The organism is Pseudomonas sp. TCU-HL1 (assembly GCF_001708505.1).
Classification (GTDB): domain Bacteria; phylum Pseudomonadota; class Gammaproteobacteria; order Pseudomonadales; family Pseudomonadaceae; genus Metapseudomonas.
The window spans coordinates 2,080,059-2,098,553 of the sequence record NZ_CP015992.1 but is presented as its reverse complement, the minus strand read 5'-3'; the positions used below and the strand labels follow the sequence as shown (position 1 = coordinate 2,098,553).

13 protein-coding genes are annotated in these 18,495 nt (G+C 64.5%); 6 read left to right on the top strand and 7 right to left on the bottom strand.

The features are described from left to right. Positions 1–65 precede the first annotated feature (65 nt). From THL1_RS09700 to THL1_RS09690, 3 genes are all read right to left on the bottom strand, one after another. Positions 66–1,241 (bottom strand): L-lyxonate dehydratase, encoded by a 1,176-nt coding sequence (locus THL1_RS09700; RefSeq protein WP_069083080.1) that lies wholly within the window; start codon positions 1,239–1,241, stop codon positions 66–68. A 23-nt stretch (positions 1,242–1,264) separates the two neighbouring features. Continuing rightward, a complete protein-coding gene (locus tag THL1_RS09695) occupies positions 1,265–2,590 on the bottom strand; it encodes an MFS transporter (protein WP_069083079.1) in 1,326 nt (441 codons plus the stop codon). A 287-nt stretch (positions 2,591–2,877) separates the two neighbouring features. Then, positions 2,878–3,891: a 4-hydroxythreonine-4-phosphate dehydrogenase PdxA gene (locus THL1_RS09690; RefSeq protein ID WP_069083078.1), complete on the bottom strand. Its 1,014-nt coding sequence runs from the start codon at positions 3,889–3,891 to the stop codon at positions 2,878–2,880. 304 nt (positions 3,892–4,195) lie between these two features. On the opposite strand from THL1_RS09690, the gene THL1_RS09685 reads away from it, so the two are divergent. From THL1_RS09685 to putA, 6 genes are all read left to right on the top strand, one after another. Continuing rightward, a complete protein-coding gene (locus tag THL1_RS09685; RefSeq protein WP_069083077.1) occupies positions 4,196–5,209 on the top strand; it encodes a Bug family tripartite tricarboxylate transporter substrate binding protein in 1,014 nt (337 codons plus the stop codon). 48 nt (positions 5,210–5,257) lie between these two features. After that, positions 5,258–5,779 carry a tripartite tricarboxylate transporter TctB family protein gene (locus THL1_RS09680; RefSeq protein WP_069083076.1) on the top strand — a complete coding sequence of 174 codons (522 nt, stop codon included), beginning with the start codon at positions 5,258–5,260 and terminating at the stop codon, positions 5,777–5,779. Further along, entirely contained in the window at positions 5,776–7,293 is a 1,518-nt protein-coding gene (locus THL1_RS09675; protein WP_069083075.1) for a tripartite tricarboxylate transporter permease, read from the top strand. The genes THL1_RS09680 and THL1_RS09675 overlap by 4 nt, the downstream gene beginning before the upstream one ends. A 142-nt stretch (positions 7,294–7,435) precedes the next feature. Further along, positions 7,436–8,380 carry a LysR family transcriptional regulator gene (locus THL1_RS09670; RefSeq protein ID WP_069083074.1) on the top strand — a complete coding sequence of 315 codons (945 nt, stop codon included), beginning with the start codon at positions 7,436–7,438 and terminating at the stop codon, positions 8,378–8,380. A gap of 77 nt (positions 8,381–8,457) precedes the next feature. Next, the gene (locus THL1_RS09665) at positions 8,458–9,027 is read left to right on the top strand and encodes a TetR/AcrR family transcriptional regulator (RefSeq protein WP_069083073.1); all 570 of its coding nucleotides are present in this window, start codon (positions 8,458–8,460) and stop codon (positions 9,025–9,027) included. 314 nt (positions 9,028–9,341) lie between these two features. Then, on the top strand, positions 9,342–13,319 hold the full coding sequence (gene putA / locus THL1_RS09660; RefSeq protein ID WP_069083072.1) for a trifunctional transcriptional regulator/proline dehydrogenase/L-glutamate gamma-semialdehyde dehydrogenase: 3,978 nt from the start codon (positions 9,342–9,344) through the stop codon (positions 13,317–13,319). A gap of 563 nt (positions 13,320–13,882) precedes the next feature. Here the strand turns inward: putA and THL1_RS09655 are convergent. From THL1_RS09655 to dnaX, 4 genes are all read right to left on the bottom strand, one after another. Then, positions 13,883–15,031 carry an acyl-CoA dehydrogenase family protein gene (locus tag THL1_RS09655; RefSeq protein ID WP_069083071.1) on the bottom strand — a complete coding sequence of 383 codons (1,149 nt, stop codon included), beginning with the start codon at positions 15,029–15,031 and terminating at the stop codon, positions 13,883–13,885. 120 nt (positions 15,032–15,151) lie between these two features. Further along, positions 15,152–15,751: a recombination mediator RecR gene (gene recR / locus THL1_RS09650; RefSeq protein WP_069083070.1), complete on the bottom strand. Its 600-nt coding sequence runs from the start codon at positions 15,749–15,751 to the stop codon at positions 15,152–15,154. 162 nt (positions 15,752–15,913) lie between these two features. Beyond that, the gene (locus THL1_RS09645; RefSeq protein ID WP_009619439.1) at positions 15,914–16,240 is read right to left on the bottom strand and encodes a YbaB/EbfC family nucleoid-associated protein; all 327 of its coding nucleotides are present in this window, start codon (positions 16,238–16,240) and stop codon (positions 15,914–15,916) included. Positions 16,241–16,251: 11 nt separating this feature from the next. Further along, the gene (gene dnaX, locus THL1_RS09640; protein ID WP_069083069.1) at positions 16,252–18,426 is read right to left on the bottom strand and encodes a DNA polymerase III subunit gamma/tau; all 2,175 of its coding nucleotides are present in this window, start codon (positions 18,424–18,426) and stop codon (positions 16,252–16,254) included. Positions 18,427–18,495: the final 69 nt, after the last annotated feature.

Sequence of the window (18,495 nt, the reverse complement as noted above, 5' to 3'; positions counted from 1 at the left end):
GGCCAATCGGGTGCTCGAGCCGCCGACACACCTGGCCCGGGCTGCCCATTGGGCTGGAGTGCCCGTTACTCGATGATGTTGAAGTCCTTCAGGTGTTCCTCGGAAATCTCCAGGCCCAGGCCCGGCAGGTTGTCGTCCAACTGGATGTAGCCATTCACCGGCTGCGGCTCGCCCTTGAACACGTAGTAGAAGAGCTCGTTGCCCACCTCGACGTCGAACACCGGGAAGAACTCAGCCATGGGCGACGCGGTGCTGGCCATGGTCAGGTGATAGTTGTGCATCTGCCCGGCATGGGGGATCACCGGCACCGACCAGGCTTCGGCCATGGCGTTGATCTTGCGCGCCGCGGTGATCCCGCCGACACGGTTGGTGTCGTACTGGATCACGTCCACTGCACGGCGCTCCAGAAGGTCCTTGAAACCGTACGATGTGAACTCGTGCTCGCCACCGGAGATGGGCATGATCCCCATCTTCTTCAGCTCCACATAGCCTTCGATGTCGTCGGCGATCACCGGTTCTTCCAGCCAGCGCGGCTCGAACTCGGCCAGTTTCGGCAACATGCGGCGGGCGTACTCCAGGGTCCAGCCCATGTAGCATTCGAGCATGATGTCCACGTCCGGGCCAGCCAGCTCACGCAGCGCGCGGACCTGCTCGATGTTCTTGCGCATACCCGCCGGGCCGTCCTTGGGCCCGTAGCCGAAGCGCATCTTCAACGCGGTGAAGCCCTGGTTCAGGTAGCCCTGAGCCTCTTCCAGGAACAGGTCGAGGTTGTCGTTGGCGTAGAGCTTGGAAGCGTAGGTCCAGATCTTTTCCTTGGTGCGCCCGCCCAGCAGCTTGAACACCGGCTTGTTCACCGCCTTGCCCATGATGTCCCAGATCGCCAGGTCCACCGCCGAGATGGCGGCCATGCCGATGCCCTTGCGGCCCCAGGCGTGGCTGCGGCGGTACATCTTCTGCCAGATGTATTCGTAGTCGAAGGGGTCTTCGCCGATGGCGATGGGTGCCAGGTAGAGGTCGATGATCTCCTTGGCCACGCGCGGCGCCAGGGCGCAGTTGCCGATGCCGACGATGCCGGTGTCGGTTTCGATTTCCACCACCAGCCAGCCATGGAAGCGGAACGAGCCCATGGCATCGCCACGCTCATAGAGGATGTCGGTGGCGTTGGTGCAGAAGTGCGCCTGGGGCGGCACCACCTTGCCCTTCCACTCGAAGACACGGGTACGGATGGATTTGATTTTCATACGCAAGGTTCCTATGGCTGCAGTCATTTCGCGCGGGCAGGCTCGAGTGCCAGCTCGGTAGCGTTTTCGGGGGTGTTGAGGCGGAGGATCATCAGGGCACCGAGGACGGCGACCACGGCGAGGGCGAACATGCCCGCGCGCGGGTCGCCGAAGAGGGTTTCCATCAGGGTCTTGAGATTCGGCGCGACAAAGCCGCCGAGGTTGCCCAGGGAGTTGATCAGGGCGATGCCACTGGCCGCCGCCGCACCGCTCAGGTAGCTGGTGGGGATGGTCCAGAACAGCGGCTGTACCGATACGAACCCGGAGGCGGCGAAGCAGAAGGCGATCACCACGAAGGTCAGATTCGTGCTGAGCGCCGATGCGGCGATACCTGCCGCTGCCATCGCCAGCATCAGGGCAGCAAGGTTGCGGTGTTGCCCGGTGCGATCGGCATGGCGGGTGACCAGGCAGGTCACCACCAGGGCACAGGCCCAGGGAATGGCGGTGAGCAGGCCGACACTCAAGCCCACCTGGCCGTCGAGGAAGCCGGCGATGCGGGTGGGCAGGTAGAAGACCACGCCATACACGCTCATCTGCACGGTGAAGTAGACCAGGCAGAACTTCAGCACCTGGCCACTGCGTAGCGCGCTGAGGAATCCATGGGGGCTGTGGCCGCGCTTCTGGGCGTCCTCCTCGGCCAGCTTGTCCTCCAGCGCGGCCTTCTCCTCCGCACTCAGCCAGCGGGCATCACGCGGGCGATCCACCAGATAGAAGTAGGCGGCTATCCCCACCACCGACGCCATCAGGCCCTCGACCACGAACAGCCATTGCCAGTTGGTCATGCCGAAGATGCCATGGAACTCCAGCAGCCAGCCCGACAGCGGACCGCCCAGCACCAGCGCCAGCGGCAGCCCGAAGTAGAACATCCCCAACGCCTGGCCACGGCTCTTCGCCGGGAACCAGTAGGTGAGGTACAGGATGATGCCGGGGAAGAAGCCGGCTTCCGCCACGCCCAGCATGAAGCGCAGCACGTAGAAGGCGGTAGCGCTGTCGGCGAACATCATGGCGGCCGAGACGAGGCCCCAGGTGACCATGATCCGGCACAGCCAGACGCGCGCGCCGAGGCGGTGAAGCATCAAGTTGCTCGGTACTTCGAAGCAGGCGTAACCGATGAAGAAGATGCTGGCGCCGAAGGCGAAGGCGGCATCGCTGAGACCGGTATCGGCCTGCAGGAAGGTGCGCGCATAGCCCACGTTGGCCCGGTCGATGAAGGCCAGCACGTACATCAGGATGAGAAAGGGCAGTAGCCGCAGGCGGCTCTTGGCGATGGCCGAGACCAGCGTCCCAGGCAGGGAATTCGTAATTGTCATTGTGAGGTCCTTCTGTTGCCAATAATCGTCTTGCGAGGAGACAGGGCGGGCTTCTTGTAGGTAATGCAACGAGTCGCGAGGTGCTTTCGTCGAGGCCGACTCTAGCCAGCGCAAGGGGCGGCGAATAATCACTTGTGCTCATTCAGTGATAACCACAAGCAATACATCATCGCCACGCCACACTCGGTCGGTTATCAATTCACCAGCCAGCAGATAACGCAAAAACCGCGCTCACCCATTGGGTGGCGCGGTGAAAGCAAGAACGAGGTTAAGGGTTGGCGCGGGGCTCAGGCCCGGTTGCGACCCATGCGACAAGCGATCTCGAAGGCCTGGCGCGTGGCGCCAACGTTGGCCTTGCCCTGCCCGGCGATATCGAAGGCAGTGCCGTGGGCTGGCGTGGTGATGGGTATGGGCAGGCCGCCCTGGACCGTCACGCCGCGGGAGAAGCCCATGAGTTTGATCGCGATCTGCCCCTGGTCGTGATACATGGTCACCACCGCGTCGAACACCCGCGCATCGCCCTGCACCTTGAGGAAGATGGTGTCCGCCGGATAAGGCCCATCGGCATCGATGCCCTGCTCCTGCGCCGTGCGGACGGCCGGGCCGATGATGTCCAACTCTTCGCGGCCAAAGCTGCCGTTGTCGCCGTTGTGCGGGTTGAGCCCGCAGACACCGATACGCGGCTTTTCCAGTCCGCTGCGCTTGAGGGCGGTGTCGATCAGCCGAATGGCTTCCACTACGCGGTCGTGCCTGATCATGCCGGGCACATCGGCCAGGGCGATGTGGGAAGTCACCCGCGAGGTCCAGAGGTTGTCCAGCACGTTGAACTCGCAGAATGGTCCCTGGAAGTCGAGGTATTCGGCGAACCAGTGCAATTCGTCGCTGTGGGCCATACCGGCCATGTGCAGGGAGGTCTTGTTCAGCGGGCCGAAGAGAATGGCGTCGGTGACCTTGCCGGCAGTCAGGCGCAAGGCCACTTCCAGGGTGTCCAGGCTGTAGCGCCCGCCGACGACGCTGGCTTCGCTGCGCGGGAACGGCCCTTCGGCCGCACCCCGGTACTGATAGAACAGCGGCACCTCATCGGTGAACTCCAGGTTCTCCAGGGAAGCGACCGGCCGGTAGGGAAACTCGCAACCGGCGATCTGCATCCCCTTGCGCATTTCCGCTTCGTCGGCGATCAGCAGCACATGGGCCTGCCGGCGCACCTCGGGCTCGGCCAACAGCCGGGCGATCAGTTCCGGACCGATGCCGGCGGGGTCGCCCAGGACCATGGCGATGCGGGGAAGGCGGGCGTTGCTCATGCGGTTGTCCTCGTGTCAGTGGTGCCCTGTGGCAGGTCTGGGGCGCTCTTGGTATGGACGAACTATTCCAAACCGGAGCAATAACCGTCTAATCAAAACTCCTCATAGACCTATTCCCTGGGGATATCGGAAGATCGAACCCGCGTGGGTGAAGGCTTCCCGAAAGGCTGATATGCCAGCCTGGGGCGCTGGAGCGGTAAGCGATAACTCCAGGCTATCGCTGTATGCGATTTATTGAGTAGACGTGATAGCTCCCGCTTCCCACACTCGGCCCACCCATAACAAGCACAAGAAGAGGTCCACCATGCGAACCCCCCCCGTTCGTCATATCGCTCGCCTGCTCGCCGGATGCACCCTGCTCTGCGCCAGCGCCCTCCCAGCACTCGCCAGTACCTGGCAACCCGAGAAGAATGTCGAGATCGTGGTCGCCGGAGGACCTGGCGGCGGCACCGACCAGCTCGGCCGCCTGATCCAGTCGATCATCAGCCAGCACAAGCTGATGGACGTGAACACCGTGGTGCTGAACAAGGGCGGCGGCAACGGTGCCGAGGCATTCCTGGACATGAAACTGTCCAAGGGTGACGCCGAGCGCCTGGTGATCGGCACCAACAATGTCTACCTGCTGCCCCTGGTCGCCAAGCTCGGCTACCAGTGGACCGACCTCACCCCGGTCGCTGCAGTGGCCGAAGACGACTTCATCCTCTGGACCTATCAGGGTGCCGCCTGGAAAGACGCCAAGGGTTATTACGAACAGGTCAAGGCCGACCCGGCGAAGCTGCGCATGGGCGGCAGCCAGTCCAAGGACGTGGACCAGACCCTGACCCTGCTGCTCAACCAGACGACCGGCAGCAAGCTCACCTACATACCCTTCAAGAGCGGCAGCGAAGCGGCCACGCAACTGGCCGGCAAGCACATCTCCTCCAACGTCAACAACCCGGCCGAGAGCCTGAGCCAGTGGCGCGGCAACCAGGTCCAGCCGCTCTGCGTGTTCAGCCACCAGCGCATGGCCTACACCGAGAAAGTTGCCGGTGAGCAGAGCTGGGCCGACATCCCCACCTGCAAGGAACAGGGCCTGGGCGTCGACCAGTACCGCTTCCCGCGCACCGTGTTCATGGCCGGCGAGGTCACCCCCGAGCAACGCACGTTCTATGTCGAGCTGCTGCGCAAGGTCAGCCAGACCCCCGAGTTCAAGGCCTACGTCCAGCGCAACGCACTGGTGCCGACCTTCCTCGCCGGCGACGAGCTGAACGCCTACATCGAGAAGGACACCGCCCGGGTAACCCCGGTCTTCCAGCAGGCCGGCTGGCTGCGCAAGTGATCCAACACGGGCGCTGCCCCGCGCAGCGCCCGTCAGTGGGGTGAGCAGATGTCTACGAACCAAGACTCGTCCGCGCTGGTCGGCACCCGCTGGGTGGAATCCGGCCTCGCGCTCTTCACTGCCGCCCTGGGCGGCGTGGTGATGTACGGAAGCTACGCCAGCGGTATCGGCTGGGGCGATGCCGGCCCGGAGCCGGGTTACTTTCCCTTCTACATCGGCCTGCTGCTGACCGGTGCCAGCCTGGCCAACCTGCTACTGACAGGACTGCACTGGCGCGCCCTGGGCGAGGCCTTCGTCAGCCGAGGCGCCTTCCGCCAGGTGCTGGCGGTGTTCCTGCCCATCGCCCTGTACGTGGCCGCCATGCTATTCACCGGCATTTACCTGGCCTCGGCGGGTTTCATCGCCTGGTTCATGTGGCGCGACCGCCAGCACGGGAAGCCCTATGTATGGCTGGCGATCTTCGCCGTGTCCTGTGGCGCGACCCTGGCCAGCTACCTGATCTTCGCGCTCTGGTTCAAGGTGCCGCTGCAAGCCGGCCCGCTGGCCATGCTGGGAGGCCTGCTTAAATGAGCGAACTCGAATCCCTCATGCACGGCATGAACCTGATTCTAACTCCCGGCCATATCGGCCTGATGGTGGTGGGGGTGTTGCTGGGCATCCTGGTCGGCGTGCTGCCGGGCCTGGGGGCGCCCAATGGCGTAGCGCTGCTGCTGCCACTGACCTTCACTATGGAGCCGGTGTCGGCGATCATCCTGCTCTCCTGTATGTACTGGGGCGCACTGTTCGGTGGCTCAATCACCTCGATCCTGTTCAACATCCCCGGCGAGCCGTCTTCGGTGGCAACCACCTTCGACGGCTACCCCATGGCCCGTCAGGGCAAGGCTGCCGAAGCGCTGACCGCCGCCTTCACCTCGGCCCTGCTGGGTGCGCTGGTCGGCGTGCTGCTGCTGACCTTCCTCTCCACCCGCATTGCCGACTTCGCGATGCAGTTCAGCTCGCCGGAGTTCTTCGCCGTCTACCTGCTGGCGTTCTGCACCTTCATCGGCATGAGCAAGAACCCGCCACTGAAGACGGTGGTGGCGATGATGATCGGCTTCGCCATGGCTGCCGTCGGCATGGATACGGTGTCCGGCGACCTGCGTCTGACCTTCGACCAGAGCTGGCTGCTCTCGGGGATCAGCTTCGAGGTGGCGGTGATCGGCCTATTCGGCATCGGCGAGATTCTCTGCACGGTGGAAGAAGGGCTGGTGTTCCGGGGCGAACACGCGCGCATCACGCCGATGGTGATCCTCCGCACTTGGGCGAAGCTGCCACGCTTCTGGCTGACCTGGCTGCGCAGCGCGCTGGTGGGTTGCTGGATGGGCATCACTCCCGGCGGCCCCACGGCGGCATCGTTCATGAGCTACAGCTTGGCGCGGCGCTTCTCGAAGAACCGCGAGAACTTCGGCAAGGGCGAGATCGAAGGAGTGATCGCCCCGGAAACCGCCGATCACTCCGCCGGCACCAGCGCCCTGCTGCCGATGCTGACCCTGGGGATTCCCGGCTCGGCCACGGCAGCGGTAATGCTTGGCGGCCTGATGATCTGGGGCCTGCATCCGGGACCGACGCTGTTCGTCGAGCAGCACGACTTCGTCTGGGGGCTGATCGCCAGCATGTACCTGGGCAACGTCGTCAGCCTGATCGTGGTGCTGGCCACCGTGCCGCTGTTCGCCTCGATCCTGCGCATCCCGTTCTCGATCATCGCCCCGATCATCGTGATGGTCTGCGCCATCGGCGCCTACTCGGTGCACAACTCCATGTTCGATGTGGTCCTCATGCTGGGCTTCGGCGCCCTGGGTTACCTGTTCAAGAAGCTTGGCTACCCCATCGCCCCCCTGGTGCTGGCCGCCGTGCTGGGCGACAAGGCCGAAGACGCGTTCCGCCAATCGATGCTGTTCTCCAACGGTGAGCTGACGATCTTCTGGTCCAACCCACTGGTGGGTAGCCTGACCAGCGCCGCGCTGCTGATGCTGTTCTGGCCATTGCTGGCACGGGGTGCCAAGGCGCTGTGCGGCGTGCGCAAGCGACACCTGGCTGCCCAGTAGGCCGCGTGGGAGCGAATTCATTCGCGAATGAATTCGCTCCCACAAATCGGTGCCGCAATCCTGTGCCCCACTCCTCCCTCCCCTTGGCAGCGCCTGGCAATTCTTGTCAGGCTTGCCGCTCCCTGATTGCCGAGTCCTGCCCATGTCGCGCATTCCCGAAGCCGCCCTCATCCACAGCCGCCTGCGCCTGCGACAATTGCGCCTGATGCTGGCCCTGAAGGAGTTCGGCTCTTTGCGTCGGGCGGCGGATGAGATCGGCATGACCCAGCCCGCCGCCACCAAGATGCTGCACGAAGCCGAGGGCCTGCTCGGGGTGGAGCTGTTCGAACGCCTGCCCCGAGGCATGCGCGCCACGCCCTTCGGCGAGACGGTGATCTACTACGCGCGCATGGTCTTTGCCGAACTGTCCGGCATGCGCGAGGAGCTGGCCGCGCTGGAATCCGGCAACCTCGGCCGCGTCACGGTAGGCGCCATTCCGGCGCTGTCATCGGGTCTGCTCACACGCACCATTGCGACCCTGAAGAAAAGCCACCCCCGCCTCTCCATGAGCATTCAGGTGGACACCAGCGATGTACTGGTCCAGGCCCTGCTGCAGGACCAACTGGACGTGGTGCTGGGGCGCATTCCCACCGGTGCGCGCGCCGATGACCTGCTGTTCCACAGCCTCGGCGAAGAGGAGCTCTGCGTGATCGCCGGCGCGCAGAACCCGGTCGCCAGCGCGCAGGCGTTGGGCTGGAATGAACTGCAGGGCATGACCTGGGTGCTGCAACAGCATCCGAGCCCGATGCGCGCCATCGTCAACCAGGCCTTCCACAATGCGCGGGTGGACATTCCCAGCAGCATCGTCGAAACCACGTCCATCATGACCCTGCTTTCCCTGCTGCAGCAGACCGACATGATCGGCGTCACGCCGCGTTCGGTGGTGGAGGACTATCCCGGCCGACACCTGCTGGCAGTGCTGCCCATCGCCTTCGAACCGCGCCTGCCGCCCTTCGGCCTGATCACCCGTCGCCACCGCATCAAATCCTCAGCCATGCAGGCATTCATCAGCGCGGTGAAAGCGGAGCAGGCGCTTGCCACGGACTAACGCCCAAGATCCGGCTCGCACGACCGGCAACGAGGAATTACAATCGCCATATCAACGTTCCGAACGAGGTGACTGCCATGCGCTACCCCGAAGACCACAAGGCCGAAACCCATAAACGCATCGTTGCCGAAGCGTCTCGTCGTTTCCGCAGCGATGGCATCGATGCCACCGGCCTGCAGCCTTTGATGAAGGCGCTGGGCCTGACTCACGGCGGTTTCTACGCGCACTTCAAGTCCAAGGACGCCCTGGTGGAAGAAGCGCTCCAGGCTGCAGCGAATGACGCCAACGCACAATGGGTCAAGGCGTTCGCCAAGGAGCAACCGCTGAAGACCTTCTTCGAGCGTTACCTCTCGCCCCAGCACCGCGCCCACCCCGAGCAAGGCTGCCCGTTGCCGACCATGTCAGCTGAACTTGGCCAACGCGGCAATGCCAGCCCCATCACCGACGGCGTCCTGACCGGGATGCTGGAGCTGCTGGAAAAGGAAACTGGTAGTGCCGAGCAGAGCCTGTCCATGCTCGCCACCCTAGTGGGCGCACTGACCCTGGCCCGCAGTGTGGCGAGTGAAGAGCTATCCGACCGAATCCTCGAAAGTGCCCGCCAGACCCTCCTCGCCCAGGTAGAGGCCGCCCAGGCTGCCAGGGCCTGACCCGCCATCCGTCGCCTGCCACCTCGCACCCTCGGCTTTCGCCGAGGGCCGCCTATGCTTTCCAGATCGGATTGAAGTTGGCTGCACCCGGGTTGCACCCTTCTCCACCGGACGGGCCTCGCCCTGCCGGCCGCCTGAAAAATCGGACTTTCGCACCAACAAGGTGCAACCCGATCAACGCTGCTCAGGACCTTTCATCCGGAGAGCGAAGCAAGTTCTACGACCTTTGGTTGCACCAGGTTGCACCCCTTGTAGGACAACGCTACTCTTTGCGCCGCTAATGCCGTCGCATACGGCTGAAAAGAGGACAAGAAATGGCTACGAGCACCACCCTTGGCGTGAAACTGGACGAGGCTACCCGTGATCGTCTCAAGGAAGCTGCGCGCAGGATCGAGCGCACCCCGCACTGGCTGATCAAGCAAGCGATCTTCAGCTACCTCGAGGCGCTGGAAAGCGGCATGACCCTGCCGGAACTCCAGGGCATTGCCCAGCGCCTGGCCGAAGGTGACCACGACGCGCTCGAAGCCCTGCCCGAAGCCGCGCACCAGCCGTTCCTCGATTTCGCCGAAAGCATCCTGCCGCAGTCCGTGCTGCGCGCCGCGATCACCGGCGCCTATCGCCGCCCCGAGCAGGAAGCCGTACCCATGCTGCTGGAGCAGGCCCGCCTGCCCGCCGAGATGGCCGACGCCGCTTACAAACTGGCCTACGGCATTGCCGAGAAGCTGCGCAACCAGAAGAGCGCCGGCGGCCGCGCCGGTATCGTCCAGGGCCTGCTGCAGGAGTTCTCCCTGTCGTCCCAGGAAGGCGTGGCGCTGATGTGCCTGGCCGAAGCCCTGCTGCGTATCCCGGACAAAGGCACCCGTGACGCCCTGATCCGCGACAAGATCAGCACCGGCAACTGGCAGCAACACCTGGGCCAGAGCCCATCGATGTTCGTCAACGCTGCCTCCTGGGGCCTGCTGATCACCGGCAAGCTGGTGTCGACCCACAACGAAGCCGGCCTCTCCAGCTCGCTGAACCGCATCATCGGCAAGAGCGGCGAGCCGGTGATCCGCAAGGGCGTGGACATGGCCATGCGCCTGATGGGCGAGCAGTTCGTCACCGGCGAAACCATCGCCGAAGCCCTGGCCAACGCCACCAGCTTCGAAGCCAAGGGCTTCCGCTACTCCTACGACATGCTCGGCGAAGCCGCGCTGACCGAGGAAGACGCCCAGCGTTACTACGCCTCCTACGAGCAGGCCATCCATGCCATCGGCAAGGCCTCCCATGGCCGCGGCATCTATGAAGGCCCGGGTATCTCCATCAAGCTCTCCGCCCTGCACCCGCGCTACAGCCGCGCCCAGTACGAGCGCATGATGGGCGAGCTGTACCCGCGCCTGCTGTCCCTGACCCTACTGGCCAAGCAGTACGACATCGGCCTGAACATCGATGCCGAAGAAGCCGACCGTCTGGAAATCTCCCTCGACATGCTCGAGCGCCTCTGCTTCGACCCGGCCCTGAAGGGTTGGAACGGCATCGGCTTTGTCATCCAGGCCTACCAGAAGCGCTGCCCTTACGTGATCGACTATGTGATCGACCTCGCCCGCCGCAGCCAGCACCGCCTGATGATCCGCCTGGTGAAAGGCGCCTACTGGGACAGCGAGATCAAACGCGCCCAGGTCGACGGCCTGGAAGGCTTCCCGGTCTACAGCCGCAAGGTCTACACCGACATTTCCTACATCGCCTGCGCACGCAAGCTGCTCGGCGTACCGGACGCGATCTACCCGCAGTTCGCGACCCACAACGCCCACACCCTGTCGGCCATCTACCAGATCGCCGGCCAGAACTACTACCCGGGCCAGTACGAGTTCCAGTGCCTGCACGGCATGGGCGAGCCCTTGTACGAGCAAGTGGTGGGCAAGATCGCCGACGGCAAGCTGAACCGCCCGTGCCGCATCTACGCACCGGTCGGCACCCATGAAACCCTGCTGGCCTACCTGGTCCGCCGCCTGCTGGAAAACGGCGCCAACACCAGCTTCGTCAACCGCATCGCCGACCACAGCATCTCCATCAAGGACCTGGTGGAAGACCCGGTGACCAGTGCCGAATCCATGGCCAGCGTCGAAGGCACCCTGGGCCTGCCGCATCCGCGCATCCCCCAGCCCAAGGCCCTGTACGGCGAAGCCCGCGTCAACTCCAGCGGCATCGACATGGCCAACGAACACCGCCTGGCTTCGCTGTCCAGCGCCCTGCTGGGCTCCGGCCATGCAGACTGGCGCGCACAGCCCATGCTCGGCTGCCCGACCAGCGAAGGTGCGAGCGAGCCCGTGCTGAATCCGGCGGATCACCGCGATGTGGTTGGCCACGTGCAGAACGCCACGACCGCTGATGTTGGCAATGCCGTGCTGGCCTCCATCACCGCCGCGCCGATCTGGCAATCCACCCCGCCGGTGGAGCGCGCCGCCGCCCTGGATCGCGCCGCCGACCTGATGGAAGCGGAGATGCAGCCGCTGATGGGCATCCTTGTCCGCGAAGCCGGCAAGACCTTCAACAACGCCATCGCCGAAGTGCGCGAGGCCGTGGACTTCCTGCGCTACTACGCCGCCCAGGCCCGCCACGATTTCGCTAATGACAGCCACCGCCCGCTGGGCCCGGTGGTCTGCATCAGCCCGTGGAACTTCCCGCTGGCGATCTTCGCCGGCCAGGTGGCCGCTGCACTGGCCGCCGGCAACACCGTGCTGGCCAAACCGGCCGAGCAGACTCCGCTGATCGCCGCCCAGGCCGTGCGCATCCTGCTGCAAGCCGGAATTCCGGAAGGCGTGGTGCAACTGCTGCCGGGCCTGGGCCACACCGTGGGCGCCGCCCTGGTGAGCGACGAGCGCGTCAAAGGCGTGATGTTCACCGGCTCCACCGAAGTGGCTGGCATCCTCGCCCGCAATGTTGCCGGCCGCCTCGACGCCCAAGGCCGCCCGATCCCGCTGATCGCCGAAACCGGCGGCCAGAACGCCATGATCGTCGACTCCTCCGCCCTCGCCGAACAGGTGGTGACGGACGTGATCGCCTCCGCCTTCGACAGCGCCGGCCAGCGTTGCTCCGCGCTGCGCGTATTGTGCGTGCAGGAAGACGTAGCCGACCGCGTGGTGGAAATGCTCAAGGGCGCCATGGCCGAATGCCGCATCGGCAACCCCGAGCACCTGAATGTGGACATCGGCCCGGTGATCGACGCCGAAGCCAAGGCCAACATCGACAAGCACATCCAGGCCATGCGCAGCAAAGGCCGCAGCGTGTTCCAGATCGCTCGCACCGAGGGTGATGTGATGCAGCGCGGCACCTTCGTGATGCCGACCCTGATCGAACTGGACAACCTGGCCGACCTGGAGCGCGAAATCTTCGGCCCGGTCCTCCACCTGCTGCGCTACAAGCGCGAAGACATGGATGCCATGCTCGACCAGATCAACGCCACCGGCTACGGCCTGACCCTGGGCGTGCATACCCGCATCGACGAAACCATCGCCAAGGTGGTGGACAAGGCCCACGCCGGCAACCTCTACGTCAACCGCAACATGGTCGGCGCCGTGGTCGGCGTGCAGCCCTTCGGTGGCGAAGGCCTGTCCGGCACCGGCCCGAAAGCCGGCGGCCCGCTGTACATGTACCGCCTGCTCGCCACTCGCCCGGCCGATGGCGTGAGCCGCACCTTCCAGCGCCTGGACGGCACCAATGTCGCCGACGCACAGCAACGCAATGCTCTTCAGGAGCGTCTGGGCAAGCCACTGGAAGCCCTGAAAGCCTGGGCTGCGAAGAATGGCAAGGACAACCTCGCCAGCCTCTGCCACAGCTTTGCCGAGCAATCCCAAAGTGGCCTGAGTCGCGTCCTCCCCGGCCCGACCGGCGAGCGCAACACCTACGTGCTCCTGCCCCGCGAAGCCGTGCTCTGCCTGGCTGACGATGAAGCCGACCTGCTGACCCAGCTGGCCGCGGCACTGGCCGTTGGTAGCAGCGTGCTCTGGGCCACCAGCGAGCTGACCGGCAAGCTGCGCGGCGCCCTGCCGAAACCCGTGCAGGCCCGCATCCAACTGGTGGCGGACTGGAGCCAGTCCGAAGTGGCGTTCGATGCGGTCCTGCACCACGGCGACTCCGACCAGCTGGGCACCGTTTGCCAGCAAGTCGCCTCCCGCAAGGGCCCGATCATCGGCGTCCAGGGCCTGTCCCGAGGCGAAACCGCGGTCCCGCTGGAGCGCCTGCTGATCGAACGCGCCATCAGCGTCAACACCGCCGCCGCCGGCGGCAACGCCAGCCTGATGACCATCAGCTGACCGACCACCGCGCTCCCGGGCGCGGCACCGTTCCACCCCGGCCGGCCCACAAGGCCGAGCCGGGCAGCTTCACCCGGAAGCACAGGCTTCCAGCGGAGTTCCTCACACGGGAGCCGCCGCTCTCTCCTTCAGACGGCCAGGCCGTCACCCCGCCCGAAACGGCAAAGGGGCACGCCACAAGCGTGCCCCTTTCTTTTGCGTCAAAGGAACCCATCGGCCGCACGTGGCGGCGAATTCATTTGAACTTGGGAAACCACGTCCTTAGGACGTGGTCATGAGTCACCGGCTCTGCCTGTGACGATTCGAGTCAGCAAACCAGCAGGATGCTGCTGGCCCCGTAGGGTGCGCCGCGCGCACCGTGAGACAGACTCGGAGTCACCGCCATCGCCTCGGTGCGCATGGTGCACCCTACTGCTGGGCACGGTGGCGGAGATCAGCCGAGTGCTGCGCGTGAGGATGGCCCCCTTATAGGGGGCAAACACAAGTCCACGCTCTACGAACGTGGATGTTTACTCGCCAAGAGCAGCGAAGCTGACCCCAAACCACGCGAGGTTCCAGCCTGTTTAAAGATCCATTTGCCTGGCGATAATCTCGTTCATGATTTCCCGCGTACCGCCACCGATGGACAGGATGCGGCCGTCACGATACAGACGCTCCACCAGGCTCTCGCGCATGTAACCCATGCCTCCCATGATCTGCACGGCGTCATAGGTCAGGCGGTCGGCGATGTCGGTGGCGAAGTTCTTCGCCATGGAGATTTCCTTGATCACACTCTTACCGGCAGCCATCTTCGCCGCCTGGCGGTAGGTGAACTCGCGGGACACTTCCAACTGGGTGGCCATTTCCGCCAGACGATGCTTGAGCACCTGGAACTTGCCGATGGGCTTGCCGAAGGCCTCGCGCTCACGCCCCCACTTGAGGGACTCCTCCAAAGCCAGCTGTGCCGTCATGTTGGCCATGATGGCCAGTGCGAGACGCTCGCTTTGGAAGTTGGCCATGATGCAGGCGAAGCCCATGTTCTCCATGCCGACCAGGTTCTCTGCCGGCACCTTGCAGTCGTCGAAGAACAGCTCGGCGGTATCCGAAGCCCACCAGCCCATCTTCTTCAGCTTGCAGCCAACGGTGAAGCCCGGCGTTCCTTTCTCCACCAGCAACAGGCTGACGCCGCCGAAACCCTCCCCACCGGTTCGTACCGCCACTGTGTAGTAGTCCGCGCGCACGCCACTGGTGATGAAGGTCTTGCTGCCGCTGACGCGATAGAAATCGCCGTCGCGCACGGCGCGGGTCTTGAGATTGGCCACATCCGAGCCGCCGGAGGGCTCGGTGACCGCCAACGCCATGATCTTCTCGCCGGCCAGGACTTGTGGCACGACACGCTCGCGCAGTTCGGCGCGCCCCCACTTGAGCACCGGCGGCAGGCCGATATCCAGGGAACCCAGACCAGCCACCAGCCCGCCGGAGCCACTACGCATCAGCTCCTCACTGGCCGCCACCTTGGCGAACAGATCACCTTCGTGACTGCCGCCGAACTGCTCCGGGTAGCCAATGCCGAGAATTCCCGCAGCACCTGCCTTGAGGTAGAGCTCGCGGGGAAATTCCTCCGCCTCCTCCCACTCGGCGATATGGGGCAGAATTTCCCGCTCGACGAAGCGCCGCACAGAATCCCGCACCAGTTGATGGGATTCGTCGAAGTATTCCTGGTAGGCAGACATGGCAAGACTCCCCGGTAAGATCAAAAGAACTTACCGAGCGCTTGCTTGGTTTTCAAGGCGAGACTTATGCCAACGGCAAGGCTGTATCGGTCTCGATTCGCGCGGAAAAGGCTTGTGCGGTCAGAGACCGATCGGGCGACGGCCTGCAAGGGCGTGCGCCAGGGTGCCGCCGTCCACTAACTCCAGCTCCCCACCCAACGGCACGCCGTGGGCAATGCGGGAAACAATGATGGACTTGGGCGCCAGCAACTGGGCAATGTAGTGAGCCGTGGCCTCCCCTTCCACGGTGGGGTTGGTGGCCAGGATCACCTCGGCGAACTGACTGACCTCGATCCGCGCCATCAACTCCGGAATGCCGATGGCCTCCGGGCCAAGGCCGTCCAGCGGCGACAGATGCCCCTTGAGCACGAAGAAGCGACCGCGATAACCGGTCTGCTCCACGGCGAACACGTCCAGCGGACCCTCTACCACACAGAGCAGGGCGTCATCACGTCGCGGGTCGGCGCACTGCGGGCAGAGCTCCTCCTCGCTCAGGGTCCGGCACCGTTTGCAGTGCCCTACCCCTTCCATCGCCACCGTCAGCGCCTGGGCCAGGCGCAAACCACCGCTGCGGTCGCGTTCCAGCAGCTGCAACGCCATGCGCTGCGCCGTTTTCTGGCCCACGCCGGGCAGGATGCGCAGTGCGTCGATCAGTTGGCGAATCAGCGGGCTGAAGCTCATGTATCAGTTCCGGAAGGGAGGTGCATTGCGGGGAGGTAGTGGCGGCCAGGCGGCGTGCAGGACAAGGCGCCGACGGACGAGGAACCGGAGTGTGCTGGTGCACATGAGGATTCCGAATCCGGCGGCAACGCAGTCAAGCGCGTCGACTGGGCGTCACGTTGATTAGAAGGGCATTTTGAAGCCGGGGGGGAGCTGCATCCCGGCGGTCATGCCCGCCATCTTTTCCTGGTTGTTCTGCTCGATCTTGCGCACGGCATCGTTCACTGCGGCAGCGATCAGGTCTTCCAGGATTTCCTTGTCTTCCTGCATCAGGCTGTCATCCAGGGAGACGCGCTTGACGTCATGGCGACCGGTCATCACCACGCTCACCAGGCCGGCGCCGGACTGGCCGGTCACTTCGGCGTTGGCCAGCTCTTCCTGCATCTTTTGCATTTTTTCCTGCATCTGCTGGGCCTGCTTCATCAGGCCTGCCATGCCACCTTTCATCATGGTGATTGTCCTCAGCGGTCAAGGGGTTCAATGGTGTCGGCACGCACCTGAGCGCCGAACAGTTCGATCATTTTCAGCACCAGCGGATCGCTGGCAATGGCTTCTTCGGCCTGATGCTGACGAGCGGCACGCTTGCGGGCAGCCGCTTGCGCCGGAGTTTCCTGCTCAGGGCGTATGACGTCGACCTCAAGTTTCAGATTACGCCCGTGGTACTGGTTCAGCGCGTCATTCAGGCGACGCTGCTGGTTGGCGTTGAACAGCGCGCTCTGCGCCGGATCCAGATGCAGGCGCCAAACGTCGCCGTCAACCGCCACCAGGGTGCAATTGGCGCCGATGTTGCCCGTCATGCCCGACAGGCCAAGGCGCGGGAACAGGTCCAGCCATTCGGCGGCCAGGCCGGTCGCCGGCTGCGCAGCAGGCAGGACTTCAGGCTCGGCGACGGTCGCCGGAGTCGGGCCGAGATCATCCAGATACGCGATGCTGCCGGCATCAGCCTCGTAGTATTCGTCGTAGTCACCGGGCGGCGGCTCATCGTCGCTCTCGTCAGCGGCGACAACCGCTGCGGGCTGTGGCTGAGGCGTCGCAACTGGTTCGGCCGCAGGCGGCGCGGGCTCGACAACCCGCTCAGGCTCAGGCTGCGCCTCGACTACCGGAGACTCCGCCACCGCAACAGACGGCTCCTCCCACGGCAGATCGACCACTTCGGCTACAGCCGGCGCCTCGGCCACAGGATCGGGCTCTTGCGCCACCACAGGTTCAGGAGTGGGTTCAGGCACGGGCGCTGCGACTGGCGCCGTCGGTGCCTCTGCCACTGCAGGTACGACTACCGGGGCCTCGACGACAGGTACCGAGGCAGGCACATCGACGACCGGAGCCGGAACCGGAGCCGGAGCCGGAGCCGGAGCCGGAGCCGCAACAGGTTGATTGACCACAGGCGTCGGCACAACGACCGGTGCAGAGGACTGTACGGGTACGGGTGCCGGAGTGGAAACGGCAACCGGAGCCGGCAAAGCAGCTCCGGCCACTGGGTTGGTCTGGGGATCAGTCGTGGCCTGGCTGATCCCCGGGTCCTTTAGAACCACCTTTGGTGCGCCCTCGGCGTCGGCCGGGCGGAACGCCAGCATGCGCAACAGCACCATCTCGAAGCCACTGCGCGGGTCCGGCGCCAAGGGAAGGTCGCGACGGCCGATCAGGCCCATCTGGTAGTAGAACTGCACGTCTTCGCCAGGCAGCGCCTGGGCCAGCGCCAGCACGCGATCACGGTCGCCCTGGCCATTGTCGACGGCGTCCGGCAGCACCTGGGCAATCGCCACGCGGTGCAACACATTGAGCATTTCGGAGAGCACGCCATTCCAGTCCGGCCCTTGCTCGGCCAGGTGGCTCACGGCATCCAGCAGCGCCCGGGCATCACCCTGCAGCAGCGCATGGAGTACACCGTAGACCTGGCCATGATCGAGGGTCCCGAGCATGGCGCGCACATCAGCCGCGAGCACCTTGCCATCACCGAAGGCAATGGCCTGGTCGGTAAGGCTCATGGCATCACGCATGGAGCCGTCGGCGGCACGGCCGAGCAGCCAGAGCGCGTCATTTTCGAACGGTACGTTTTCCGCACCGAGCACATGGGTCAGGTGCTCGACCACCCGCTCCGGCGGCATGTTCTTCAGGGAGAACTGCAGGCAGCGCGAGAGGATAGTGACGGGCAACTTCTGCGGGTCGGTGGTGGCCAGCAGGAACTTGACGTGGGGCGGCGGCTCTTCAAGGGTCTTGAGCAGGGCGTTGAACGAGTGCGTGGAGAGCATGTGCACTTCGTCGATCAGGTAGACCTTGTAACGACCGCGGCTGGGGGCGTACTGCACGTTGTCGAGCAGTTCGCGGGTGTCTTCCACCTTGGTGCGACTGGCGGCGTCCACTTCGATCAGGTCGACGAAGCGACCTTCATCGATCTCCCGGCAGACCGAGCACTGGCCGCAGGGGGTGGAGCTGATACCCGTTTCACAGTTCAGGCACTTGGCCAGGATGCGCGCGATGGTGGTCTTGCCCACGCCGCGCGTACCGGTGAACAGGTAGGCGTGGTGCAGGCGCTGGTTGTCCAGGGCATTGATCAAGGCTTTCAGCACATGGGTCTGGCCGACCATTTCGCGGAACGAGCGCGGACGCCATTTTCGTGCAAGAACCTGATAACTCATTGAAAACCATCGCGTCGGGGAAGCAGAAGGCGCTAATGCTAGCGGAGCGATGCGCAAATTGCATCCGAT